Here is a 23,427-nt window from a genome sequence, read left to right as displayed (position 1 = left end):
GGAGTTCGGTCAGCCGAACGGGCGCTCCACGAAATCCGAGTCGGGTGGTGCGAATCCGAACCGCTCGTACAGGCCGTGCGCGTCCGCCGTGTGCAGCATCCAGCGGAAGCCCCGGCCGGAGTCTTCTTCGATCACGGCCCGGACCAGCCCGCGCCCACCGCGTGACCGCGAGCGGCGGGCTGCACGAACACGTCCACGCTGGGCCGAACCGCAGCCGCTGCCGCGCTGGGGTGTGCCGGTAGCCGCATTTCGGGCTCGGGGCGCGTGACCCGCCTGAGCCTCCGCGAGGCGCGAATGCTCAGGCGGGTACGGGTCAGGCGTCTCGGGTGACCATGCGCAGCACCGTTGCGGACAGGCCGATGACCAAGTAGCAACCGGCACGCAGCAGGCCCGTGGACAACGTGTCCGTGAAGATCGGATCCCGCAGGACGTCGATCACGGCGGACCAGTCCGTGGTGATCAGAAGTGGGCGCATCCACTCCAGCGACGGCACCGTTCCCAGCACGCCGAACACGATGAGCGCCGCCATCGTCCCGGCCATCACCACCAGCGGATGTTCGGTCAGCGAGGACAGCGCCAGCGCCACCGCACCGATCGCCGCCATCTGCGCCGCGCACCAGAGCACGGCCAGCGCGATCCTGCCCAGCGCGGCGCCCATCGAGAGCGTCGTCCCGGACAACGTCACCAAGCCGTCCCCGCCGACGATGATCAAACCGGTGAGCAGGCCGCTGACGGCGAGCACCAACACCGAGAGCAGCACCATCAGCAGGACGCCCGCGTACTTGACGCCCACCAGCCGAACCCGGCCGAGCGGGGCGATCAGCAGGCCGCGCAACGTGCCGTGGGACGCCTCGCCCGCGATCGCGTCCGCCGCGACCATCGCCACCACCAGCGGCAGCAACATCGATTGCGCCAGCAGGATGCTCGCCACCGGAAGCACCAGCCCGTTGCCCGCGACCGAGCCGAGCAGGCCCGGGCCGCCACCGGGTCCCGGCCCGCTGGTCAGTGCGATCCCCGCCCCGATCAGGACCGGCAACCCCGCCAGCATCAGCAGTGCGAGCAGGTTGCGCGGTCGGCGCAGCACCCAGCGGAACTCGGCGAGCAGCACCCGCCCCAGCGGTGCCGACCTGCGCCCGGCGGGTGCCGGGGCGGCCGCAGCCGGAGCGCCCTCGGCGGATGCGGTCGCGGTCATGACTCCTCCTCGGTGAGCCGGGCGAACAGATCCTCGAGGCCCGCGCGCCCGCGCCGAGCCTCGTGCACTCCGACCTCCGCGCGCACCAGGGTCGCCAGCACCCCGGGAGCATCCACTTCGGACAAATCCACGCGCAGGGCGTTCTGCTCGACTCGAGCGGAGATTCCGTTGTCCCGCAATGCCTCCAAACCGGCGGTGAGATCCGGGGTGGAGATCATCAGGTGCGGGCCGCCCGATTCGAGCAGGTCCGCGAGCGGTCCCTGCGCGACCAGCGTGCCGCGATGCATCACGGCCACGTGGGTGCAGGTCGCCTCGACCTCGGCGAGCAGGTGCGAGGACACCAGCACCGTCGTGCCCACCGCGTGCAGCTCGGCGATGATCTGCCGGATCTCCCGGGTGCCCGCCGGGTCCAAGCCGTTCGTGGGCTCGTCCAGCACCACGAGTTCACGTGGCACCAGCAGTGCCGCGGCCAACCCCAACCGCTGCTTCATGCCCAGCGAGTAGCCGCGGAACCGGCGGCCGGCGGCCGAATCGAGTCCCACCCGCCGCAACGCCTCGTCCACTGCCGAGCGGATGTCCGGCCCCTTCAGGTTCGGTTCCATCGCGGCGCAGCGGAGCAGGTTCTCCCTGCCGGACAGGAACGGGTGGAAGCCCGGTCCTTCGACGAGCGCCCCCACCTTCGGCAGCACTCGGTCCGCCTCGTCGGGCAACGCGTGGCCGAGCAGTTCCACGGAACCGGCCGTCGGCCTGATCAATCCCAGCAGCATCCGGATCGTGGTGGTCTTGCCGGAGCCGTTCGGCCCCAGCACTCCGACCACGGCGCCACGCGGGACCGCAAGATCGATTCCAGCCACCGCCACCGTGCCGCCGTAGGTCTTGCGCAGCCCGGAGGTGCGCGCGGCGTACGCCTCGACCGGGGTGGGGGCGACCGCGGCCGCCCCCACCTGTTCGGCCTGTTCGGCCAACCCGGTCATCACGGATTCCCGACCGCTGCGGTGAGCACCTGCTCGGGAACCGCGCCCGCGGCGACTCGGCCGTCGGAGGTCACCAGCGCGGAACCGACCTTCGTGCTGATCAGCCAGCCGTCACCCCACGGGCCGTTGACCGGCTTGCCCAGCTGCCGCGCCAGTGCCTGCGGATCCATCCGCTCGCCACCGCGCTCCGGCGCGAAGCCGTGCGGGGATTCGGGACGACCCGGCTGCTCGTCGTGCTCCGCTGTCTGCGGCAAGCGCGTCACCAGCACCGTGTCCCAGCCGTCTCCGACCACCGTCGGATGGTGCCCGGCCGGGTGCTCCGGACGGTTCTCCGGGCGGTTCTCCGGGGACCGCTCGCCGCTGGCCTGATCCTCGACCTTCGCGCCTTCTGGCGGGGTGAAGCGGAACATCGCCGGGTCCGGCTGGGAGAGGTCGAGATCGGAGAAACCGGCGCGCAAGGCCGGATCATCCGAACCGTTCGTCAGGACCGTGACCTCCAGCGGCGAACGGGTCTGCGCGTCCACCGCCAGCCGGACCTCGCGCAGCACGGTGCGCTCGGTCGGCTTCGGCGTCAGCACCAGCTCGTAGGCGTCCCGGCCGGCGACCCGAGCAGTGCCGTCGACCGCGACGTCACTGGTCTGACGCAACTGTCCGACGATTTCCCGGGACAGCGTCGCCGGGTCCTGCGCCGCGGCGTCCGCACCGTGGCCGCCAGGACCACCCGGGTGCGCTCCCGGCCCGTGCTGCTGCTTGTCGCCCTTGGTGGCGGTGCGGGACTGCGAGTCCCACTTCCAGATCGTGGCACCGTCGTCGACGACGGTCACCTCGCCGGAGGCCGACGGGACCGAGGCCCGCTTGTGGCCCTGCCCGTCGTTCCACACGCGAAGGGTGCTGGTTCCGTCGGCGAGCATCGAGGCGGCACCGCCTTCGGCGCCGGGCAGCGACGGCAGCCCCAGTGCGTTGTCCACTCGAACCGTTCCGGACAGCGCCGGGGGAGTCGCCGTCAGCGCCGACTCGACCAGTTGTTCCGGGGCGACCGGCGGTAGCTGCGGGTCCTCGTTCGCGCCGGCGGGCAAGGTGAGCACGGTCAGGCCGAGCAGCCCGGCCAGCCCGCCGGCCGAAGCGGCGAACACGACGTTCCTGCGTTTCATGCGGTCCTCCTGGTGTTGATCCGCTGCCGTGAGCGTGGCCCTGCCGAACTGAGATGGACCTGAGAACACCCCAGGTGGAGCTGAGAAGGATCTCAGGCGTTGGTGCGCAGGCGGGCTCGGCAACGGCATGCTGAGCAGATGCAGCCGCGGGTGTTGGTGGTCGATGACGAACCGGGAGTCCGGACGGCGTTGCGTCGTGGCCTGACGGCCGAGGGCATGGAGGTCACGGTTGCGATCGAAGGGATCGAAGCGCTGCGGCTCGCCGCGACCGGTTCCTTCGACGTGGTGGTGCTGGACGTGATGCTGCCCGGCTTGTCCGGGTATCGAGTGCTGGAGCGCTTGCGGGGTCAAGGCGTGAGCACCCCGGTGCTGCTGCTCTCGGCGAAGGACGGCGAGGTCGATCAAGCCGATGGGCTCGATCTCGGAGCCGACGGCTATCTCGTCAAACCCTTCTCCTTCCTGGTGCTGACCGCGCAGGTGCGCGCCTTGGCACGACGTGGCGAGAGCTCCGTCCGGCACGGCCTGCTGCGGCTCGGCGAACTGGAGATCGACCGCGACGGCCGGGAGGTCACCTGGGCCGGATCGACCGTGGCGCTGTCCCCTCGGGAGTACGGGCTGCTCGTCGCGCTAGCGGGTCGTCCGGGCACGGTGGTGCCGAAGGAGGACCTGCTCCGGCTCGTCTGGGGAGCGGACCAGTTCGTGACCCGCAACGTCGTTGAGGTCTACATCGGCTACCTGCGCCGCAAGCTCGCCGCGGTCGGAGCGGAGCACCTGGTGCGGACGGTGCGCGGCCACGGCTACCAGGTCAGTGCCGAGCCGGTGCAGGACGACGGACCAGGTCCCGATCCCGCCGACATCACCCGCGGCGGAGACGAACCCACGTGAGGTGGCGGCCGCTGCGGCAACTTCGATCGTGGTGGGCACGCCGCACCATCCAGTTCCGGACCAGCGCGGTGGCGACCTTGGTCGCGCTCGTCGGACTCGGAGTGCTCGCGCACATCAGCATCGGGCTGATCGGCTGGCTGCTCATCGACTCGGTCGATACCGAGCTGCGCTCGAAGGTGGACGCCACCGCGCGGCAGGTGGCCGCCGGTACCGACCCGAAGCTGCTCGCGGGCGGCGAGATCCGGATCCTCGACACCGCGGGTGCTCCCATCGACTCGCTTCCCGCCCCGAACTCAGCCCGTGGGAGGTCAACACGCTCAAGAGCGGCGAAGGCATCCTCGATTCGCCGTTGTACGGACTGGACCAGGGCTTGTACCGCTGGGTCGGGACCGTGGTGCCGGACCCGGCGGGCAGCCCGCGATTGGTGCTGGGCGCCGCGCACCTGGTCGGGCACGGCGACGCGCTGCGCATGTCGGGGCGGGCGCTGACGCTCGGTCCGATCCTGGCCGCCGGTGCCGTCGGGATCGCGACCTGGCTCGTCGTGCGGCGATCGTTGCGCCCCGTTGAACGGATGCGGCTCGCCGCCGTGAGCCTGCCGGAAGGCCACCGGCTGCCGGTTCCCAACGCCGATGACGAGCTGCGCGGCCTCGCCGTGGCGCTCAACGAGATGTTGGCCCGCCGGGACGGCGACACGGAGTGGTTGCGGCGGTTCACCGGCGATGCCGCACATGAACTGCGCAACCCGGTCGCGTCGATCCGGGCTCAGGCCGAGGTCGCGGTCGTGCACCCCGATCCGGAACTCGCGCACGAGACCTTGCAGGACATCGCCAGCGAGGCGCAGCGGTTGTCCGACCTGGTCGACGGCCTGCTCGCCCTCGCGCGGGCGGAGTCGGGCTCGCAACCCCGGCATCAGCCGGTCGAGCTCGTCAGCGCCGTGCGAGCGGCGGCGGACCGGGCCAACCTGCGCGGTGCCCGGCCACGGGTGCGGGTCACCGCACCGACCGGAACCGTGGTGATCCTCGCCGGCGCCGTGGAGGTGGCCACGGTGCTGGACAACTTGATCAGCAATGCGCTGCGGTACGCGCGGGCGCTGGTCCGAGTGTCGTTGCTGCCCGCGGGCGAGTCCGTCCGGTTGGTCGTCGACGACGACGGCCCCGGAATCCCGCCCGCGCACCGAGCCCTGGTGTTCGACCGGTTCCACCGAGTGCAACCCGACCGGGCACGTGGGACCGGAGGATCCGGGCTCGGGCTCGCCCTGGTGGCCGAGGCCGTACGCGGGCGCGGTGGTTCGGTGCAAGCGCTGGAATCCCCGGAGGGCGGTGCCCGGATCGAGATCCGCTGGCCGCTGCCCGGCCCGCTCCGGCCGTCGCAACGGGAGGAATGACCCGGCCAGGGCGACCACGGCACGGAACAGCCGAGTCGGGTGCGGGTTTGCGAGAAGCGAGCCTCGCGGGAAAGGCGCCGCCTCGGCCGAGCGCGCCGTGCCCGGCGGTCGTGCCCGCTGTCCGTCGTGCGTTCTCAACCGTGCGATGAACGACTTCGCGCACCGGAACGACCCTGGGAATCGTCCCCGGCGGCGTGCGGCAGGATGTTCGCACGTGTCGGTGTTGCGAAGCACAGGTCTGATAGCGGCCCCGTTGACCACGGTCGGAGCGGCGCTGCGCCATACCCGCACCGCGGAGGAGGGGTTGCGGGAGCTGGGCATCCAGGGCCGGGCGCTCACTCCCACCGCGGAACTCCTCGTCCCCGGCGACGACCTCGCCTTCCGGTTGCGGAACGCCGGGCTTGCGAGGCTGCGCACCCGCATCGTGCGGGCCGACGCCGAACGGCTGGAATCGGTGCTCATCGCTGGTCCTCTCCAAGAGTTGCGGCATGAATCCGTGCTGGCCGAAGCCGGCGACCACACGCTGCTGACCGATTCGCTGCGGTGGACGACCCCGTTCGGGCCGCTCGGGCGAGTGGTCGACGTCGCGCTGGGCCGACGGGTGGTGCTGGCGGTGCTGGCGGGCCGGATGCGCGCGGTCGGTGCGCTGGCCGAGCAGTGGGCCGGCAGGCCCGTGGTGGTCGGGACGGCGATCACGCGCGAGGGACGGCTGCTGGTGCAACAACGGCGCTATCCGGCGCGGGACGCCGGTAGGTGGGAACTTCCCGGCGGCCGGGTGGAAGCCGGGGAGAGCGAACGAGACGCCGTCATCCGGGAGTGCAAGGAGGAACTGGACGTCGACGTGGTGCCGACCGGCCGCGTCGGTACGGACGTGCCGCTGCACAACGGGATGCTGTTGCGGGTGCACACCGCGGAACCGGCCGACCCCGGCTGCGAGCCGAGGGCGGTCGAGCATCGCGCGGTGCACTGGGCGCGCGCGACCGAACTGAGCGCCTTGGACTGGTTGGAGGCCGATCGCGTGCTGGTGCACTCCCTGCGCGAGCTGCTGAGCTGACGATCGGTCCGGCGGTCGTTCGGCCATCGGTCTTGCGGGAGCGGGCGAGCCGCGCGGCGAATTCGGTGGGCATGGATCCAGGTTGCCGACGTCGATCAGACGTTCGCCACCATTTCGACCCCGATGTACTCGAACTGGTGAACGAACGGGTCGGCGACGGTGAGGAACCGCGCCGACCCGTTCGGGGCGGCTAGCGCAGCCCGGCCAGCCGCAGCGCCGCGTCCAGCCTCGGCCGGGCGCGTTCCACCGCGCGCGCGGCGCCCTTCTCCCGGATCCGGTCCAGCTCGGCCGGATCGTCGAGCAGTTCGCGGGCGCCGTCGCGGACCGGCCGCAACTGCTCGACCACCGCCTCCGCGACGGCGTTCTTGAGCTCCGCGTACGTGGTCGCCGTCTCCGCAGCCGCGTACGGGCTGACGTCGGTGCAGGCCGCGAGGATCTCCAGCAGGTTCGCGACCGCCGGCTGCTCATCGGGGGCATAGCGAACGGCGCCGAGGTCGTCGGTCACCGCCCGGCGGAACTTGCGCCGCACCACGTCCGGCTCGTCCAGCGCGAACACGACGCCCGCCTGCTGTTGCGCGGACTTGGCCATCTTGCGCGCCGGATCCGCCAGGTCCCGCACCGCCGCGGCCGTTCGCGGCACCACCGCTCGGGGAATCGCGAACACCTCGCCGTAGGTGCCGTTGAACCGTCGCGCCAAGGTGCGCGCCAGCTCCACGTGCTGGTTCTGATCGACTCCCACCGGGACCTCCGTGGTGCCCTGCAGCAGGATGTCCGCGGCCATCAGCACCGGATACGTCAGCAGGCCGAGCCGCGCGGTGTCCTGGCCCGCGCCCTTCTCCTTGAACTGGATCATCCGGGCCGCCTCGCCGTAGCCGCAGGCGCACTCCAGCACCCAGTTCAGCGCACCCACCTCGCCGACCAGGTCGGACTGCACGAAAACCGAATCCGGCGCGATCCCGCTCGCCAGCAGCACGGCCAGGTTCTCCCTGGTCAGCGACCGCAGGCGGGTCGGCCGGTACGGCAGGGTCATGGCGTGCAGGTCGGAGATGAAGTACAGGTCGCCGGGGCCGCCCTCGGTCACCCACCGGCGCAACGCGCCGAGGTGGTTGCCCAAGTGGACGTGGCCGGACGGGGTGATGCCGGACAAGCGGGTCACGATCTCTCCTGCTGATCGGAGGCCGCTCACCAGTCGGGTCCTCGCACCGCGCGGCCGCCTGGTGGCGACCGATGTGCGTGCGGGTTCAGTGCACGACGAGCCGGGGCCGCCCTCGGGCGGCCCACCACATGCTCAGACGCTGATGCGACATTTCGTGCACAGCGCGCACATTAGCAGAGATATATAGGCATTCGTGGCGCGGGAGGGCTATCGTGGAATCATGTTCGTCGTATTGCTGAACTACACCGCTCCGCAATCAGACATCGACGGCGCATTGGTGGATCACTATGAGTGGGTGACTCGACATTACGAGGCCGGTGACTTCATCACGACCGGTCATAGAACTCCGGAACCGGGCTGTCCATTGACCGGGGGCGTGCTCATCGCGCGCTCCATGAGTCGCGGAAAGCTGGAGGCCATCCTCGCTACCGATCCCTTCGAGCTGCGCAAACTCGGTCGGCACGAGGTGATCGAATTCCAGGCGCTGCGCACCGTGCCGGAGATGGCGAAGTACGCGGACCGGCTCGTCCCGGCGGCCGAATAGGTGAATCGGTGTTGATCCGCACCTGGGCTCGCGCCGAGGTGCGGATCAGTGCGTCTTCTTTCCTTTTGACTCTTTCTTTGCCTTTTTTTGCGCTTTCTTGACTTCGTGCTCTTTCGCGTCCTTCAGTGCCTCGCGCAGCACCACGATCGGGCACTGCTTGCACGGCGGGCGCGAATGACAACATTTTCGTTTGACCTTGATCGTCTTTTTGCCCACGCCTGGCTTCCCGCTGCCGGAGAGGTCCGCTGGGGGACCGGACGCCCGTCAGCGTAGGTGCCGCGAGACGTCCGCGGCGAACTTGATGTGGCCTGCGCAGGTGTTGCGCTCAACACCTGTCGTCGGGCTCGGCCGCCGAGTGCTCTACGCTGGAGTAGGCCGCGTGTCGACAACGCACCGAGCCTAAGCAGTGTCGGGCCTTCGGCCCCCACCGTCCGTAACCGGTCGCCTTTCTTCGATGGGCGGAGCGTGCCGGAACAACGGGGTCGGGGAGCAGCCGGTCCGCGCCGGGGTCACGAGTTCCGCAGCGGCGGCAGCGGAACCGTGGCAGCCGAGGTCGACAAGCGCCGCCGCCATGCCAGACCTGATCTTTGTCTTCCAACTCATGGAGTGCTCGCGTGCCCGCCACCAGCGTCGCCGAACCGAACCAGCGGATCCGTACGGATCTGCGCAACGTCGCGATCGTCGCGCACGTCGACCACGGTAAGACCACCCTGGTGGACGCCATGCTGCGGCAATCCGGCGCCTTCTCCGAACGTGCCGAGCTCGTCGACCGGGTCATGGACTCCAATGACCTGGAACGGGAAAAAGGCATCACGATCCTGGCCAAGAACACGGCCGTCCGACGGGTGACCGAGGACGGTCCCGTCACCATCAACGTGATCGACACCCCCGGCCACGCCGACTTCGGCGGCGAGGTCGAACGCGGCCTGTCCATGGCCGACGGCGTGGTCCTGCTGGTCGACGCCAGCGAGGGGCCGCTGCCGCAGACGCGGTTCGTGCTGCGCAAAGCCCTGGCCGCGAAGCTCCCGGTGATCCTGGTCGTGAACAAGGTCGACCGGCCCGACGCGCGCTGCGCCGAGGTCGTCGAAGAGGCCCACGACCTGCTGCTGGACCTCGCCTCCGAGCTCGACGACGGTGAGGGCGCGGTGGACATGGACGCCGTGCTGAACCTCCCGGTGATCTACGCCTCCGCTCGCGCGGGCCGTGCCAGCCGGACCCAGCCCGCCGACGGCGACCTCCCCGAGGACGAGGACCTCACCTCGCTGTTCGACACCCTGATGGAGCACGTGCCCGCGCCGCTCGGCGACCACGAAGCGCCGCTGCGGGCGTTGGTGACGAACCTCGACGCGTCCGCGTTCCTGGGCCGGATCGCGCTGTGCCGCATCCACGCGGGCACCTTGAGCAAGGGGCAGACCGTCGGCTGGTGCCGCGAGGACGGCACCGTCGAGAAGGTCCGGCTCACCGAGCTGCTCATCACCGAGAACCTGGACCGGGTGCCCGCCACCGAGGCGTACGCCGGTGACCTGGTGGCGATCGCCGGCATCCCGGACATCACCATCGGCGACACCCTGGCCGACCCGGACAACCCGGAGCCGCTGCCGCGGATCACCGTGGACGACCCGGCGATTTCGATGACCCTCGGTGTGAACACCTCGCCGATGACCGGCCGCAACGGCGGCACCAAGGTCACCGCGCGGTTCGTGAAGAACCGCCTCGACGCCGAGCTGATCGGCAACGTCAGCCTCAAGGTCGTTCCGACCGAGCGCCCCGACACCTGGGAGGTCCAGGGACGTGGCGAGCTGGCGCTGGCGGTGCTGGTCGAGACCATGCGCCGGGAGGGCTTCGAGCTCACCGTCGGCAAGCCGCAGGTGGTCACCAAGACCATCGACGGCAAGCTCTCCGAGCCGTTCGAGCGGCTGACGATCGACGCCCCTGAAGAGCACCTGGGCGCGATCACTCAGCTGCTGGCCGGCCGCAAGGGCAAGATGGAGACGATGGACGGGCACGGCACCGGCCGGATCAAGCTCGACTACGTGATCCCGTCGCGCGGCCTGATCGGCTTCCGCACCGAGTTCCTCACCGAGACCCGTGGCACCGGCATCGCCAACCACGTCTTCGAGGGGTACTTCCCGTGGGTCGGGGAGCTGCGCACGCGGCACACCGGCTCGCTGGTGGCGGACCGCACCGGTCCGGTGACCAGCTACGCGATGATGCAGCTCGCGGACCGCGGCACGTTCTTCGTGGAGCCCGGCGCCGAGGTGTACGAGGGCATGGTCGTGGGCGAGAACCCGCGCGCCGAGGACCTCGACATCAACGTCACCAAGGAGAAGAAGCTCACCAACATGCGCTCCGCCACCGGCGACGAGCTGGAGCGGCTGGCCCGCCCCCGCACGCTGGGCCTGGAGGAGGCGCTGGAGTTCTGCTCCGCGGACGAGTGCGTCGAGGTCGGGCCGGAGGCGATCCGGGTGCGCAAGATGGTGCTCGACAGCACGACGCGTGGCCGCGAGCGGTCGCGCGCCAAGGCTCGCGACAACAGCTGAGCCCCGGCTTCCGGCTGGGCGGAGGCCGAGCGTTTCCACCCCGGTGTGCAGTGTTGAAGGGACGCGCGGAACCATGAGGGTTTCCGCGCGTCCTTCTTTAGGGGGACATCGCGCCCGCCTGGATTCGGCAACCGGGGACAAAGGGGAGGTTCGGCAGCGTGCACCAGGGTCGACGTCCGTTCACCGTGGTCAGCTTGCTGGTCACGATCGGAAGCTTGGTGGTGGCCTGCAGCGACGCGCCGCCACCGCCGCTGGTCGAGCCGCCTGAGCCGAGCCCGCAGACGGCACCCTCGACGCAGCCGATGCCGACCGAGGTGGTCGTCGGGGTCGACTCGCTGGAAGGCGGGTTCAACCCGCACACGCTGGCGGACCTGTCCCCGACGAGTTCGGCGCTGTCGAGCTTGATGCTGCCCTCGGTGTTCCGGCCGGGACCGGACGGCGCGAGCACGCTGGACACGACGCTGATGGAGTCGGCGGACGTGATGCCGGAGGCCGAGCGGTTCACGGTGCGCTACCGGATCCGCAAGGAGGCGAACTGGTCGGACGGCGCGCCGATCGCCGCCGAGGACTTCGTCTACTTGTGGGAGCAGCTGCGCTCCCAGCCCGGTGTGTCGGATCCCGCCGGGTACCAGCTGATCGACGACGTGCAGTCGCGAGAAGGCGGCAAGGCCGTCGAAGTGACCTTCGAACGGCCCTACCCGGGCTGGCGGAGCCTGTTCACGAACCTGCTCCCGGCGCATCTGCTGCGGGACGCGCCGCGGGGCTGGACGACCGCCCTGGACAGCGGTTACCCGGCCTCGGGCGGGCCGTTCGCGATCCGGCAGGTCGACCTGCAGCGCGGTGAGATCATCCTGGAGCGCAACGACCGGTTCTGGGGGCCGCCCGCGGTTTCCGACCGGATCGTGCTGCGCGCCAGCGATCAGGCCGGGCAGATCGAGGCCCTGCGCAGCGGAGACAGTCACCTGGCGGTGTTCGGCGCGGATCGGTCGACTATGGCGGCGCTGCGCGAACTCGGATCTTCGGTGCAGGTCAGCACCGTTCCTCGGCCGGCGACGATGCAGGTTCTGCTGCGGCCCACCAGCGCCCAGCTCGCCGATGCGCGGGTGCGCAACGCGGTTGTGGCCGGGCTCGACCGGCAGGCGCTGATCGACGCGGGCAGCGGCGGCGGACCGGGCGACCAACTGCATGCGCACGCCCAAGTGCTGGCGCCGTCGGAGCGTGGCTACACGCCGACCGAACCCCCGGGCACGGACGGGCCGAACCCGGAGCGGCTGCGGCAGCTGCTCACGGAGGCCGGGTACCGCCACGAAGCGGGTGCGTGGACGAAGGACGGGCGCACGCTGAACCTGGTGATCGCGGCCCCGTTCGAGCACGAGCAGTACATCCGGATCGCCGAGGCCGCCGCGGAGCAGCTGCGGGAGCACGACGTCCACGCCACCGTGGTCACGCCGACCGGTGATCAGCTGTTCGGCGAGATGCTGCCGACGAACCCGCTCTCGGCGGAGCCCGGGGCGGAGAGCTCGATGGACATGGCGATCGCGCCGCGGCCCGCGGACGGGGATCCGGCGGCGATGATGGCGGCCTCCTACGGCTGCCCCGGGGTCGACTCGGATGACCAGCCGTTCCCGTTCACCGCCACCGGATTCTGCGACCAGCTCCTGCAACCGACGATCGACGCGGCGCTCAGCGGTGCGCTGCCGTTCGAGGAGGCATCGGCGAGGGTCGAATCGGTGCTGTGGTCGCAGGCCGTGGCGCTGCCGCTGTACCAGCAGGCACAGGTGCTGGCGTTCGGCCGCGAGGTGCACGGCGTGCAGCGCGGCGACGGGCTCGCCGGGCCGTTCTCCACGGCAGCCGAATGGCAAGGCACCCCTAGCGACAACGACGGCTACTGAGTCCCGGGACGTTGATCTTGTATCGGGTGGCGGAACCGCAGCGGCCTTCTCGCTGCGGGATCGATTTCTCAAGCAGCTCTCTGCGCAGCGACGAGCCGTCCTCGCGCTGAGAACCCGCCGGCGGTCCGGTCGGGTGGCCGCTTGTCAGCGGCCCCGCCACTGACAAGACGATGACCGACTCCTTGGCGTTGCCGGGGAAACCGAGTTCGAAGGAGAAAAGGGTGGAAACGGGGCGTTTGCAGCAGGTCGGGACGTTTCACATGCGGCAGCGCATGACGTTCATGGTGAACCGGTACGAGATCCGGGCCGACGACGGTCGGGGCGGTGAGGGAGAACTGGTCGCGTTCGCGCAGCAGAAGCGGGTCGCGTTCAAGGAGCAGGTGACGCTCTACACCGACGCCGACAAGACCGAGGTGCTGGCGGCGTTCCGGGCGCGCAAGGCGTTGGACCTGGCGTCGGGCTACGACGTGACGGACGCGTCCGGTGCGCCGATCGGGCTGTTCCGCAAGGACTTCCGCAAGTCGCTGGCCCGCTCGACCTGGCACCTGGAACAGCCAGGGCACCTGGCCGGTGTCGGCCACGAGCGGAGCAAGCCGATCGCCCTGCTGCGCAGGCTGTGGGAGTTCATCCCGCTGCTGGAGAACATCCCGTTCTTCTTCCCGTACCACTTCGACTTCGCGGCGGACGGCCGGAACGTGGTGTCGGTGGAGCGGAAGGTCTCCTTGCGAGACCGCTATGTGATCAAGATCGAGGACGAGCGGCTGGACCGTCGGCTGGTGTTCGCCCAAGCGGTCGCGCTGGACGCGCTGCAGGGACGGTGATCCGTCCGGGCGAAGTCGGCTCCCCGGCCCGGGTGAAGTTGATCGATGCTGGTTGACAGGGCGGCCCGGCGGCCGCTCGACCACCGCGTGGAGGTGGGGACCGTTCCGATTAGGCTGGGCCGGTGACGCTGACGGCTCCACCCCGGCTGCTGCTGGTACACGCGCATCCGGATGACGAGACCCTCTGGACCGGCGGGACGATCGCGCGCTACGCGGCGCGTGGAGTGCAGGTCACCGTGGTGACCTGCACGCTCGGTGAAGAGGGCGAGGTCATCCCGGAGAGCCTGCGCGGGCTGGCCGCGGACCAGGCCGACCAGCTCGGCGGCTACCGAGTCGGCGAGCTGCGGTCGGCGTGCGCCGCGTTGCGGGTGGCGGATCACCGCTTCCTCGGCGGTATCGGCCGCTGGCGGGATTCCGGAATGTTGTGGGAGGAAGTCGGCCGGGCCGGCGCGTTGCCCGCCGCTCACCCACGGGCGTTCGCCGTCGGCGACTTCACCGAGCAGACCGAGGCGCTCGCCACCGTGCTGCGCGAGGTTCGGCCGCAGGTCGTGGTCACCTACGCCGCCGACGGTGGCTACGGTCATCCCGATCACGTGCGGGCGCACGAGGTCACGATGGCCGCCGCGGCGGAGGTTCCGGACGTGTTGCGGGTGTTCCACACCGTGCCGTCCCGGGACCGGCTGCGGGCGGGCTTGGCCGAGCTGGCCACGGCCGAGGCGTTGCCCTTCGAACTGCCCGGCGTTGACGACCTGCCGAGCGTGGCCGACGAGTCGATCACCACGGTGATCGGGATCGAGGACCACCTGTCCGGCAAGATCCGCGCGCTGCGCGCCCACGGCACCCAGGTGCAGGTGTGGTTGGACGAGTGGAACAACGGTGCGGGAGTCGGCGCCTACGCGTTGTCGAACGGGGTGGCCCACCCCTTGTCGGACACCGAGCACTACGTGCTGGCAACGGGCGATCCGGAGGGCGGCGAGCACGACCTGTTCGGCGGGCTCGGCGTGAGCGGAACCGAACCGGTGGAGCGGCGTTGACGGGCTTCGACCGGGTGGTGCTCGGGTTCCTGCTCCTCGACGCCGTGGTGCTGGCGCTGGCGGAGTTGTTGTTCCTGCCGTTGTGGATCGGCAGCGTGCCGTTCCCGATCACGACGGCGGTCGCCGCCGTGACGACTCCGCTGCTGGTCTCGGCCGCTGGTCGGCTCTCGCCGAGCAGGCGGGTCGCGGCAGCGCCGCTGGTGGTGTGGTTTGCCACGGTCTTCGTGTTCGGCCTCTTCGGCCCCGGCGGGGACGTGCTCTTGATGGGCAACGACTGGCGGACGTTGTTGCTGATCGGCGCGGGAACGCTGCCGTCGGCGATGATGCTCGGGATCGTCCTGGGCAGGCCGACGGGGAAGTAGCGAGGTGCGGTCGTGGCCGAGGTGTTGACCGATGAGCGGGTCGCGGCCGTGTTGCGTCCGTTCGTGCGTGCGACCACGCCGTTGCTGGACGTGCTGCGGCAGTCCGACCCCCTGCGGCTGCGCGGCCGGTTCGAGGACACCGCAGCGGCGGCGCAGGCCGAAGGCGCCGGGGAACCTGATGTCGAGGCCGCTCCGGACGCGGGTGAGCCCGGCTGTGCCGGACCGCCGGAGAAAGCCGACGCGAGCGAGGGACGCGCAACGGTCGACGGGAACGGTGGGCGCGACACCGCCGGCAGGAAAGATGAGCGCGAAAGCGCGGACTCCGGCGACGAATCGGGCAACGGACCCGGACTGCTGCACAAGCTGCTGCGGCAGCTCGACGGCATGCGGCTGCCGGGCAGTTCGACCTGGGACGCGATGAGCGTGGACCAGCGCTGTGACTGGTGGGCGCAGCGGGTCGGACGACTGGTCGCGGTCGTGGCGGGACTGCCCCGCTTCGGCGGCGCGCTCACCTCGCGGCTGCCGATCCGCAACGCGCTGGGCCTGGCCGGTCAGGGGCTGGTGCTGTCGGCCATCGCGGCCGAGCACGGCGCCACCGATCACGCCACGCGAGTGCGGCTGATCGCGAAAGTGCTGCTGGAGCGCGAACTCGCCGAGGACGTCGCCTCCGGGGCGCGCGGCGGTGCGCAGGCAGAGGAGGACGCGAAGACCGCGGAACTGACCGAGGAGCTCGACGCGGCCGAGCGGGCGGGCGGCTCCCGGCTGAAGGCGGTCGTGCGCACGGTGTGGCGAATGGCACGTGCCCTCTGGGAGATCGACTCGGAGTTGGACAAGCGCCCGCAGGGCCGCTTCTACCACGAGTTGATCGGCAACGTCCCCATCATCGGTGTCGTGGGCGGTTACCTGGGCGAACGGTCCGCGCTGCGGCGCATCGGCAAGCTCGGCGCGAAGTGGTTGCGAGCGGAGGGCTACACGGTGACGCGTCGGTGATCTAGGGGTTTACGGCGTTTACCGCCGTGCCCGGCCCGACGTATGGTCGAATCGGATCCCGTGCGGTGGGACCACCTTGGCTCGCAGTGCAGGGGCCGGGGGATACTGTCATCGGCCGGGTAGCGGAAGCCTGGTCCGGACCGAAAACAAGCAGGAGAGCAACCGTGACCTACGTGATCGCCGAGCCCTGCGTCGACGTGCTCGACAAGGCATGCATCGAGGAATGCCCTGTCGACTGCATCTACGAAGGCGGGCGGATGCTCTACATCCACCCCGATGAATGCGTCGACTGCGGTGCTTGCGAGCCGGTCTGCCCGGTCGAGGCCATCTACTACGAGGACGACGTCCCCGACGAGTGGGGCGCGTACACGAAGGCGAACGTCGACTTCTTCGACGAGCTCGGCTCGCCCGGCGGCGCGGCCAAGGTCGGCAAGGTCGAGATGGACGTCGAGCCCGTGACCAGCCTGCCCCCGCAGGGAGAATGACCTCCGGGACGCACCCCGCGGACGGGGCACCCGCGCTGCGCGGTCCGAGCCTGCCGGATTTCCCCTGGGATTCGCTGGCGGGCCAGACCGCGACGGCACGGGCGCATCCCGACGGGCTGGTGAACCTCTCGGTCGGAACTCCCGTCGATCCGGTGCCGGAGCCGTTGCGCGGTGCGCTGGCCGCGGTCTCCGACATCCCCGGCTATCCGGCCACGCACGGCACTCCCGAGCTGCGGGAGGCCGCGGTCGACGCGCTGGTGCGCAGGCACGGCGTCAGCATCGACCCGGCCGCGGTGCTGCCGACGATCGGCTCCAAGGAGCTGGTCGCCTGGTTGCCGACGCTGCTCGGGGTGCGCCCGGGTGACATCGTCGCCATCCCGGAACTGGCGTACCCGACCTACGAGGTCGGCGCGAAGATCGTCGGTGCCGAGGTGGTGCGGCTCGCGCCGGGCGAGACCCCGCCCGCCGGAACCACCCTGGTGTGGCTGAACTCGCCGTCGAACCCGACCGGCCGGGTGCTCGACGCCGCCGAGCTCGCGGAGTCGGTGCGGGCGGCGCGCGCGGTCGGGGCCGTGGTGGCCTCGGACGAGTGCTACCTGGCGCTCGGCTGGGAAGCCGAGCCGGTGTCGGTGCTGGATCCCTCGGTGACCACGGACTTCACCGGGATCCTTGCGGTGCATTCGCTGTCGAAGTCGTCGAACCTGGCCGGGTACCGCGCCGGGTTCGTCACCGGCGACCCGGATCTCGTGGCCCGGCTGCTGGAACTGCGCAAGCACGCGGGAATGATCATGCCGCGACCGGTGCAGCAGGCCATGACGGCGGCACTGGCCGACGACGAGCACGTGCGCGTGCAGCGCGACCTGTACGCGGCCCGACGCGCGGTCCTGCGGCCCGTGCTGGAGGCCGCCGGGTTCACCATCGAGCATTCGCACGGCGGCCTGTACCTGTGGGCGACGCGCGGAGCGGACGCGTGGGAAACGGTGGATCGGCTGGCGCAGCGCGGGATTCTCGTCGCGCCCGGCACGTTCTACGGCCCGGCCGGACAGCGGCACGTCCGGATCGCGCTGACCGCCACCGACGAGCGGATCCGGGCCGCGGCGGACCGCCTGAGCTGAGCGCTCACACCTTCGCCGCGGTGCTGCGCAGGTCGCGCCAGCATTCGCGCCACCGCTGCCGATGCGCGACTCGGCGGGAATGCTCGCGTTCGACGAGACGACCGGCCACGAACGCGACCGCCGGATCGGGGGCGGGGCCGAGATCCGTCAACAGCTCCAGCACCCGCTGTTCGGCGACGCAGGCGTCCTGATGTTCGCCGAGCACGTCCTGGAAGTGCTTCGCGACGTTGAGCAGCTGGCGCATCGGTTTCCCGAACACCGGCTCGGCGAGTTCCGCGGTGTAGCGCAGCCGTTTGCCGAGGATCCGCAGCTCGTGCAGTTCCGCATCGGTGGGCTCGGCGCCGAGTTCGTCGACGGTTCGCCGCAGCTTGCGGTACTGCTTGGCGACCAGTGCCCGGAGCTCGCGGGTTCCGCAATGCTCGACGTCGGAGGCGGGCAGCGGATCGTGCACCGCTTCGGCCAGCGCGTTGAGCAGTGATCGGTGGCGGTCGCCGTTCAGCGCGGCCTGCAGCGACTCTCGCGCGGCCCGGTGTTCGGCTTCCAGCGCGCCGATCAGTTGAGCCGCCGATTCACGTTGCGCGGCTTCGAATTCCGCCGCATCCCGGTGCAGCCGGGCGAGCAGCACGTCCAGGTCGCGGACCACGCCGAGTTCGCGGCCGAGCCACCCCAGTTCCGCGCGCAGCGGCTCCGACCAGTGCTGGTCGAGGAAGGGTGCGGCGGACTTGAGCACGGACCGCATTCTGCGCACCGAGACGCGCATCTGGTGCAGCTGCTCGGGGGACTCGCCGCTTCGGGTGCCTGCCTGATGTTCCAGCAGTGTGCGTAACCGGGCGTCCAGCGCGGCACGGACGTGCTCGGCGATCGGATCGTTCCGGGTCGCCACCATTGGTTCGGGTGGCAGGCCGGAGGCGCCGATGCGGTTCATGCCACCAGTGTCACCGATTCGAAGCCGGTGAACCCCCGTCGTTAGGCGGTCGAATCGCCGGAGGAACGGTGCCGGTCGCGTGCGCGACCGGCACCGAACGGGTCAGTCGTTCGCGTGCAGCGCCGCGTTCAGCTCCACCTTGCCGCCGGAGCGCGGCCGGACTTCCACGGCTCCGGTGTCGGAGTTGCGCAGGAACAGCAGTCCGTTCGAACCGGACAGTTCCCGAGCCTTGGTCAGCGTGCCGTCCGGCAGCGTGACCTTGGTTCCCGCGGTGACGTACAGACCGGCCTCCACCACGCAGTCGTCGCCGAGGGTGATGCCGATCCCGCCGTTGGCGCCGATCAAGCAGCGCTCGCCGATGGAGATGATCTCCTTGCCGCCGCCGGAGAGGGTGCCCATCACCGAGGCGCCGCCGCCGACGTCGGAGCCGTCCCCGACGACCACGCCTGCCGAGACCCGTCCCTCGACCATGGAGGCGCCGAGCGTGCCCGCGTTGAAGTTCACGAAGCCTTCGTGCATCACGGTGGTGCCGCCTGCCAGGTGCGCGCCGAGCCGCACTCGGTCGGCGTCGCCGATGCGCACGCCGGACGGCGTCACGTAATCGACCATGCGCGGGAACTTGTCCACGCTGTAGACGGTGACCGGGCCGCGCGCCCGCAGGCTCATCCGGGTCGCCTCGAACCCTTCGACGGGGCAGGGGCCGTGGTTGGTCCACACGACGTTGGACAGCAACCCGAACATGCCGTCCAGGTTCTGCCCGTGCGGGCGCACCAGGCGGTGCGAGAGCAGGTGCAGGCGCAGGTAGATGTCGTGGGTGTCGGCGGGCTCGTCGGAAAGCCTGCCGATCTCGGTGCGCACGGCGACGACGTCCACGCCGCGGGCGTCGTCCCGGCCGAGCAGCGCCGCCCCGGCCGCGCCCAGGGAGTTCACCGCTTCCTCGGCGGTCAGCCGGGTGGTGCGGGATTCGCCGGGCTCGCCGAGCTTGACCGTGGGGAACCACGTGTCCAGCACGGTGCCGTCGTTGGTGACGGTGGCCAGGCCGACGCCGTGGGCGCCGGTGGTCTGCGGGTCGGGTGTCTGCGAGCTCATGCGAAAAACGGTAATCGGCGCACTTCGGCACCGCCCTCCAGGGGTCGGCTCCTCCGAGACCACGAGCACGCTTCGTGATCGGACGATCGCCCACCGCAGCGGCGAATTCCGCCGCCCGTAGTGTCCATCGTGGACTGTTCTAGTGGCGTTGATCACTCTCGTGTCGGCGCGGCGGCGACGGTCGGCGGCCGGGTAGCCTGCTTCGGATGACCGCGCCCCTGGATCTCCGTGCCGAGCCCGTCGAGCTGACCGCCGCGCTGGTGGACATTCCCAGCGTCTCCGGTGAAGAGCGGCGCATCGCTGACGCCGTCGAACACGCGTTGCGCACCCAGGCGCCGCACCTGGAAGTCGTGCGCAGCGGCGAGGCGGTGCTGGCCCGCACCGATCTGGGGCGTTCTTCGCGGGTGCTGCTCGCCGGGCACCTCGACACGGTGCCGATCAACGACAACCTGCCATCGCATCGGACCGGCTCCGGTGACGACGAGGTGCTGCACGGTTGCGGAACGGTGGACATGAAGGGCGGCGACGCCGTCCTGCTGCACGTGGCGGCGGCACTGCCGGAACCGCGCCACGACCTCACCTTCCTGTTCTACGACTGCGAGGAGATCGCAGCCGAGCGCAACGGGCTCAACCGGATCGAACGGGAACTGCCGGAGTGGCTCGAAGGTGATCTGGCCATCGTCGGCGAGCCCTCCAACGCCACCATCGAAGCCGGCTGCCAGGGCACGCTGCGCGTGGAGATCCGCACCAGCGGTACCCGCGCGCACACCGCGCGCGCGTGGATGGGGGACAACGCCATCCACGCGGCCGAGCCGATCCTGCGCAGGCTGCTCGACTACACGCCGCGCGAACCGGTGATCGACGGACTGCAGTACCACGAGGGACTGCAGGCGGTGCGGATCGAAGGCGGTGTGGCGGGCAACGTCGTGCCCGACTCGTGCGTGGTCGCGGTCAACCACCGCTTCGCCCCCGACAAGTCCCTCGCCGAAGCCGAAGCCCACGTCCGCGAGGTGTTCGACGGATTCGACGTGACCGTCGTCGACGCCTCCGGTGGCGCGCTGCCGGGACTGGGCTCGCCCGCGGCTGCCGAACTCGTCGCGGCGGCGGGAGGGGAGCCGGTGGCGAAGCTGGGCTGGACCGACGTCGCCCGGTTCGCCGCGCGAGGCCTGCCCGCGGTGAACTTCGGCCCCGGCTCGCCGACGCTGGCGCACACCCAGCAGGAGAACGTGCCCACCGCGGACATCCGCCACTGCGCGGACGTGCTCACCCGCTTCCTGCGCTGACGTCGAGTTCAGGTGGTGTGCTGCGGAGGGGCGATCCTGGCGTCGTGCACCGGGGGCAGTCCCTCGACATCGGGTGCGCCGGCGGGCTCCGGGACCTGGGCGATCGAGTCCTGAACGACGGGCTCTTCCTGCTCCGGTGCGGCCTCGGCTTGCTGCGGGGCCTGAGGCTGTTGCGAGGTCTGGGGCTGTTGCGTGGCCTGGGCCTGTTGCATGGTCTGGGCGTGCTCGACGAAGCGGAGCAGCTCCACCGGGAACGGCAGGACCAGCGTCGAGTTCTTCTCCGCCGCGACCTCCACCACCGTCTCCAACAGGCGCAGTTGCAGCGCGGCGGGGGCGTCGGCCATGACGTCCGCGGCATCGGAAAGCTTGCGGGAGGCCTGGTACTCGCCGTCGGCGGCGATGATTCGGGAACGCCGCTCCCGCTCCGCCTCGGCCTGCCGGGCGATGGACCGCTTCATCGACTCCGGCAACGACACGTCCTTGATCTCTACCCGGTCGATGTGCACGCCCCAGTGCAGCGCAGGACTGTCGATCATGACTTCGAGGCCCTCGTTGAGCCGCTCCCGGTTGGAGAGCAGGTCGTCGAGCTCGCTCTTGCCGATGATCGACCGCAGCGAGGACTGGGCGACCTGGCCCATCGCGAACAGGTAGTCCTCGACGTTCACCACCGCCCGCGCCGGATCGGTGACGTTGAAGTACACCACCGCGTCCACCCGCACCGTGATGTTGTCGCGGGTGATGCCCTCCTGTGCGGGCACCGGCATGGTGATGATCTGCAGGTTCACCTTCCGCAGCCGATCCACGGCCGGGATGATGAAAGTGAGGCCCGGCCCGCGCACCGACTGCTGCAACCTGCCGAAGCGGAACACGACACCCCGCTCGTACTGGGTGATGATCCTCGTGGCGGAGCCGACGCAGAGCACGGCGATGACCAGAACGATGACGAGCAGCTCGATGAGCATGGCGGCCCCCAACCTGGATCCGCGGCCTCGGTGCCGCCGACCTGCGCCGGACGGGCACCAGTCGGGTCGTCGTACTGCTCACGGTACGCCCCGAGTCCACCCCTCCGAATCGTTCCGTCGCAGGTCAACAAGGCCAGATCGAATGGTGCGGCCGGCCGTCTCCCAGGTCGGCACCGCGTGGTCACCGGCGGGGAACCCTCCGTTCTTCCGGAGGTGCTTACCCTCGTCCCATGACCATCGAGGGCTCACTCAACGGCGCGGAGCGTCCGCAGGAGAAACGACGGGGACCGGTCGTGCTGCGCCGTTCCCGGCTGCACGAACCGACGACCACCGACCAGCGTCTGCTGGACTCGCGCGGCCCGACCGACTGGGTGCACACCGACCCCTGGCGGGTGATGCGCATCCAGTCCGAGTTCGTGGAGGGATTCGGCGCGCTCGCCGAGGTGCCGCGCGCAGTGACGATCTTCGGTTCCGCCCGCACCCCGCGTGACCACCCTGAATACGAGGTCGGCAGGGAGCTCGGCGCGGCGATGGCCGGCATCGGCTGCGCCGTCATCACCGGCGGCGGCCCTGGCACCATGGAAGCCGTCAACCGCGGCGCCTCCGAAGCGGGCGGGCTGTCGGTCGGGCTCGGCATTGAACTGCCCTTCGAACAGGGTCTCAACCCGTGGGTTGATCTCGGGGTGAACTTCCGATACTTCTTCGCCAGGAAGACGATGTTCATCAAGTACGCCCAAGGGTTCATCTGCCTGCCGGGCGGCTTCGGCACGATGGACGAGCTCTTCGAGGCGCTCACCCTGGTGCAGACCAAGAAGGTCACCAAGTTCCCCGTTGTGCTGTTCGGACGTTCCTACTGGCAGGGGCTCTACGACTGGGTCCGGGACACCATGCTGGCGTCCGGCAAGGTCGGCGAGAAGGACCTGGCCCTGCTGCACCTGACCGACGACGTAGAGGATGCGGTGCGCATCGTGGAAGAGGCATATCAAGCATGGGAGGACGCGCATTGAGCGAGCAGGAGACCACCGGGGTGGCGGTGTGCGTGTACTGCGCCTCCGGCCCGGTGGATCAGTGGTACCTGGACCTCGCGGCCGAGGTCGGTACCGGTGTCGCCAAGCGCGGCTGGACGCTCGTCTCCGGTGGTGGCCGGGTGTCCATGATGGGTGAGGTGGCCAGAGCGACTCGCGCGGGCGGGGGCCGCACGGTCGGGGTCATCCCGCGCGCCCTGGTCGACCGGGAGGTCGCCGACGACGACGCCGACGAACTGCTCGTCGTGGACACCATGCGGGAACGCAAAGGGCTGATGGACGCGCACGCCTCGGCGTTCCTCGCGCTGCCCGGTGGCATCGGTACCTGCGAGGAGCTGTTCGAGGTGTGGACGTCCCGCTACATCGGCATGCACAGCAAGCCGGTGGTGATCCTCGATCCGGACGGGCACTACCGCGGGATGCTGGACTGGGTGCGCGGCCTCGTCGCCGACGGATTCGCCTCCCAACGCTCCCTCGACGCCCTCACCATCGTCACCGACGTGGACGCCGCACTCGACGCCTGCGGCTGAGGTCCCGGACACCTACGCAGGTCATTCCGAATGA

General features: G+C 70.4%; 25 protein-coding genes. 15 read left to right on the top strand and 10 right to left on the bottom strand.

The window, feature by feature from the left end; translation table 11 throughout:
- Positions 1-9: 9 nt before the first annotated feature.
- From H2Q94_RS30580 to H2Q94_RS26555, 4 genes are all read right to left on the bottom strand, one after another.
- A complete protein-coding gene (locus H2Q94_RS30580; protein WP_258718633.1) occupies positions 10-135 on the bottom strand; it encodes a hypothetical protein in 126 nt (41 codons plus the stop codon).
- 178 nt (positions 136-313) lie between these two features.
- Positions 314-1,192 carry an ABC transporter permease gene (locus H2Q94_RS26565; protein ID WP_243789884.1) on the bottom strand — a complete coding sequence of 293 codons (879 nt, stop codon included), beginning with the start codon at positions 1,190-1,192 and terminating at the stop codon, positions 314-316.
- A complete protein-coding gene (locus H2Q94_RS26560) occupies positions 1,189-2,166 on the bottom strand; it encodes an ABC transporter ATP-binding protein (RefSeq protein WP_243789883.1) in 978 nt (325 codons plus the stop codon). Before H2Q94_RS26560 ends, H2Q94_RS26565 begins: the two co-directional genes overlap by 4 nt.
- Positions 2,166-3,317, bottom strand: coding sequence for a LolA family protein (locus tag H2Q94_RS26555; protein WP_243789882.1), 1,152 nt, complete (start codon positions 3,315-3,317; stop codon positions 2,166-2,168). Before H2Q94_RS26555 ends, H2Q94_RS26560 begins: the two co-directional genes overlap by 1 nt.
- 138 nt (positions 3,318-3,455) lie before the next feature.
- Between H2Q94_RS26555 and H2Q94_RS26550 the strand changes: the two genes are divergently transcribed.
- Positions 3,456-4,202, top strand: coding sequence for a response regulator transcription factor (locus H2Q94_RS26550; RefSeq protein WP_243789881.1), 747 nt, complete (start codon positions 3,456-3,458; stop codon positions 4,200-4,202).
- Here H2Q94_RS26550 and H2Q94_RS30775 read toward each other — a convergent pair.
- On the bottom strand, positions 4,174-4,473 hold the full coding sequence (locus tag H2Q94_RS30775; protein ID WP_309501084.1) for a hypothetical protein: 300 nt from the start codon (positions 4,471-4,473) through the stop codon (positions 4,174-4,176). The genes H2Q94_RS26550 and H2Q94_RS30775 overlap by 29 nt on opposite strands.
- A 78-nt stretch (positions 4,474-4,551) precedes the next feature.
- On the opposite strand from H2Q94_RS30775, the gene H2Q94_RS26545 reads away from it, so the two are divergent.
- Both H2Q94_RS26545 and H2Q94_RS30770 read left to right on the top strand, forming a co-directional pair.
- Complete coding sequence (locus H2Q94_RS26545) at positions 4,552-5,586, top strand: HAMP domain-containing sensor histidine kinase (protein WP_309501083.1); 1,035 nt, start codon at positions 4,552-4,554, stop codon at positions 5,584-5,586.
- Between the two features lie 253 nt (positions 5,587-5,839).
- Complete coding sequence (locus tag H2Q94_RS30770) at positions 5,840-6,640, top strand: NUDIX domain-containing protein (protein ID WP_309501082.1); 801 nt, start codon at positions 5,840-5,842, stop codon at positions 6,638-6,640.
- 190 nt (positions 6,641-6,830) lie between these two features.
- Here the strand turns inward: H2Q94_RS30770 and trpS are convergent, their stop codons facing one another.
- Positions 6,831-7,796 carry a tryptophan--tRNA ligase gene (gene trpS, locus H2Q94_RS26535; protein ID WP_243789880.1) on the bottom strand — a complete coding sequence of 322 codons (966 nt, stop codon included), beginning with the start codon at positions 7,794-7,796 and terminating at the stop codon, positions 6,831-6,833.
- A gap of 220 nt (positions 7,797-8,016) precedes the next feature.
- Here trpS and H2Q94_RS26530 point away from each other — a divergent pair, with 220 nt between their 5' ends.
- A complete protein-coding gene (locus tag H2Q94_RS26530) occupies positions 8,017-8,340 on the top strand; it encodes a YciI family protein (protein WP_243789879.1) in 324 nt (107 codons plus the stop codon).
- Positions 8,341-8,385: 45 nt separating this feature from the next.
- On the opposite strand, the gene H2Q94_RS26525 is transcribed toward H2Q94_RS26530, so the two are convergent.
- Positions 8,386-8,556 (bottom strand): hypothetical protein, encoded by a 171-nt coding sequence (locus tag H2Q94_RS26525; RefSeq protein ID WP_243789878.1) that lies wholly within the window; start codon positions 8,554-8,556, stop codon positions 8,386-8,388.
- Positions 8,557-8,954: 398 nt separating this feature from the next.
- On the opposite strand from H2Q94_RS26525, the gene typA reads away from it, so the two are divergent.
- The 8 genes from typA (at position 8,955) to dapC (ending at position 17,579) form a co-directional block, all read left to right on the top strand.
- On the top strand, positions 8,955-10,880 hold the full coding sequence (typA, locus tag H2Q94_RS26520) for a translational GTPase TypA (protein ID WP_243789877.1): 1,926 nt from the start codon (positions 8,955-8,957) through the stop codon (positions 10,878-10,880).
- A gap of 158 nt (positions 10,881-11,038) precedes the next feature.
- The gene (locus H2Q94_RS26515; RefSeq protein ID WP_243789876.1) at positions 11,039-12,772 is read left to right on the top strand and encodes an ABC transporter family substrate-binding protein; all 1,734 of its coding nucleotides are present in this window, start codon (positions 11,039-11,041) and stop codon (positions 12,770-12,772) included.
- A 260-nt stretch (positions 12,773-13,032) separates the two neighbouring features.
- Positions 13,033-13,593 (top strand): LURP-one-related family protein, encoded by a 561-nt coding sequence (locus tag H2Q94_RS26510; protein WP_243789875.1) that lies wholly within the window; start codon positions 13,033-13,035, stop codon positions 13,591-13,593.
- Between the two features lie 122 nt (positions 13,594-13,715).
- Positions 13,716-14,627 (top strand): N-acetyl-1-D-myo-inositol-2-amino-2-deoxy-alpha-D-glucopyranoside deacetylase, encoded by a 912-nt coding sequence (gene mshB, locus H2Q94_RS26505; protein ID WP_243789874.1) that lies wholly within the window; start codon positions 13,716-13,718, stop codon positions 14,625-14,627.
- Positions 14,624-14,989 (top strand): hypothetical protein, encoded by a 366-nt coding sequence (locus H2Q94_RS26500; protein ID WP_243789873.1) that lies wholly within the window; start codon positions 14,624-14,626, stop codon positions 14,987-14,989. The genes mshB and H2Q94_RS26500 overlap by 4 nt, the downstream gene beginning before the upstream one ends.
- A 12-nt stretch (positions 14,990-15,001) precedes the next feature.
- Positions 15,002-15,979, top strand: coding sequence for a hypothetical protein (locus H2Q94_RS26495; RefSeq protein ID WP_243789872.1), 978 nt, complete (start codon positions 15,002-15,004; stop codon positions 15,977-15,979).
- A 164-nt stretch (positions 15,980-16,143) separates the two neighbouring features.
- Positions 16,144-16,464 carry a ferredoxin gene (gene fdxA, locus H2Q94_RS26490; protein WP_243789871.1) on the top strand — a complete coding sequence of 107 codons (321 nt, stop codon included), beginning with the start codon at positions 16,144-16,146 and terminating at the stop codon, positions 16,462-16,464.
- Positions 16,461-17,579 (top strand): succinyldiaminopimelate transaminase, encoded by a 1,119-nt coding sequence (gene dapC, locus H2Q94_RS26485; RefSeq protein WP_243789870.1) that lies wholly within the window; start codon positions 16,461-16,463, stop codon positions 17,577-17,579. The genes fdxA and dapC overlap by 4 nt, the downstream gene beginning before the upstream one ends.
- 4 nt (positions 17,580-17,583) lie before the next feature.
- Here dapC and H2Q94_RS26480 read toward each other — a convergent pair whose 3' ends face one another.
- Both H2Q94_RS26480 and dapD read right to left on the bottom strand, forming a co-directional pair.
- Complete coding sequence (locus tag H2Q94_RS26480) at positions 17,584-18,504, bottom strand: CHAD domain-containing protein (protein ID WP_243789869.1); 921 nt, start codon at positions 18,502-18,504, stop codon at positions 17,584-17,586.
- Positions 18,505-18,606: 102 nt separating this feature from the next.
- Positions 18,607-19,593: a 2,3,4,5-tetrahydropyridine-2,6-dicarboxylate N-succinyltransferase gene (gene dapD, locus H2Q94_RS26475; protein WP_243789868.1), complete on the bottom strand. Its 987-nt coding sequence runs from the start codon at positions 19,591-19,593 to the stop codon at positions 18,607-18,609.
- Between the two features lie 206 nt (positions 19,594-19,799).
- On the opposite strand from dapD, the gene dapE reads away from it, so the two are divergent.
- Complete coding sequence (dapE, locus tag H2Q94_RS26470) at positions 19,800-20,876, top strand: succinyl-diaminopimelate desuccinylase (protein WP_243789867.1); 1,077 nt, start codon at positions 19,800-19,802, stop codon at positions 20,874-20,876.
- A gap of 8 nt (positions 20,877-20,884) precedes the next feature.
- On the opposite strand, the gene H2Q94_RS26465 is transcribed toward dapE, so the two are convergent.
- Positions 20,885-21,838, bottom strand: a complete 954-nt coding sequence (locus tag H2Q94_RS26465) for a slipin family protein (RefSeq protein WP_243789866.1) — start codon at positions 21,836-21,838, stop codon at positions 20,885-20,887.
- 230 nt (positions 21,839-22,068) lie between these two features.
- Between H2Q94_RS26465 and H2Q94_RS26460 the strand changes: the two genes are divergently transcribed.
- Complete coding sequence (locus H2Q94_RS26460) at positions 22,069-22,845, top strand: LOG family protein (protein WP_243789865.1); 777 nt, start codon at positions 22,069-22,071, stop codon at positions 22,843-22,845.
- On the top strand, positions 22,842-23,393 hold the full coding sequence (locus H2Q94_RS26455; RefSeq protein ID WP_243789864.1) for an LOG family protein: 552 nt from the start codon (positions 22,842-22,844) through the stop codon (positions 23,391-23,393). The genes H2Q94_RS26460 and H2Q94_RS26455 overlap by 4 nt, the downstream gene beginning before the upstream one ends.
- Positions 23,394-23,427: the final 34 nt, after the last annotated feature.

It is taken from the genome of Saccharopolyspora gloriosae (assembly GCF_022828475.1).
Taxonomy (GTDB): Bacteria; Actinomycetota; Actinomycetes; order Mycobacteriales; family Pseudonocardiaceae; genus Saccharopolyspora_C; species Saccharopolyspora_C gloriosae_A.
Note: the sequence above shows the minus strand (reverse complement) of the source record. Positions and strands in the feature narration are given on the sequence as shown.

What these genes read in the sequence shown, in the direction of transcription:
- H2Q94_RS26465 (WP_243789866.1), bottom strand. Translation starts at nt 21,838, where the DNA reads ATGCTCATCGAGCTGCTCGTCATCGTTCTGGTCATCGCCGTGCTCTGC.
- dapD (WP_243789868.1), bottom strand. Translation starts at nt 19,593, where the DNA reads ATGAGCTCGCAGACACCCGACCCGCAGACCACCGGCGCCCACGGCGTC.
- H2Q94_RS26460 (WP_243789865.1), top strand. Translation starts at nt 22,069, where the DNA reads ATGACCATCGAGGGCTCACTCAACGGCGCGGAGCGTCCGCAGGAGAAA.
- H2Q94_RS26530 (WP_243789879.1), top strand. Translation starts at nt 8,017, where the DNA reads ATGTTCGTCGTATTGCTGAACTACACCGCTCCGCAATCAGACATCGAC.
- H2Q94_RS26560 (WP_243789883.1), bottom strand. Translation starts at nt 2,166, where the DNA reads ATGACCGGGTTGGCCGAACAGGCCGAACAGGTGGGGGCGGCCGCGGTC.
- H2Q94_RS26565 (WP_243789884.1), bottom strand. Translation starts at nt 1,192, where the DNA reads ATGACCGCGACCGCATCCGCCGAGGGCGCTCCGGCTGCGGCCGCCCCG.
- H2Q94_RS26555 (WP_243789882.1), bottom strand. Translation starts at nt 3,317, where the DNA reads ATGAAACGCAGGAACGTCGTGTTCGCCGCTTCGGCCGGCGGGCTGGCC.
- dapC (WP_243789870.1), top strand. Translation starts at nt 16,461, where the DNA reads ATGACCTCCGGGACGCACCCCGCGGACGGGGCACCCGCGCTGCGCGGT.
- H2Q94_RS30775 (WP_309501084.1), bottom strand. Translation starts at nt 4,473, where the DNA reads ATGGGAGCACCCGCGGTGTCGAGGATCCGGATCTCGCCGCCCGCGAGC.
- dapE (WP_243789867.1), top strand. Translation starts at nt 19,800, where the DNA reads ATGACCGCGCCCCTGGATCTCCGTGCCGAGCCCGTCGAGCTGACCGCC.
- H2Q94_RS26550 (WP_243789881.1), top strand. Translation starts at nt 3,456, where the DNA reads ATGCAGCCGCGGGTGTTGGTGGTCGATGACGAACCGGGAGTCCGGACG.
- H2Q94_RS26510 (WP_243789875.1), top strand. Translation starts at nt 13,033, where the DNA reads ATGCGGCAGCGCATGACGTTCATGGTGAACCGGTACGAGATCCGGGCC.
- H2Q94_RS26480 (WP_243789869.1), bottom strand. Translation starts at nt 18,504, where the DNA reads ATGAACCGCATCGGCGCCTCCGGCCTGCCACCCGAACCAATGGTGGCG.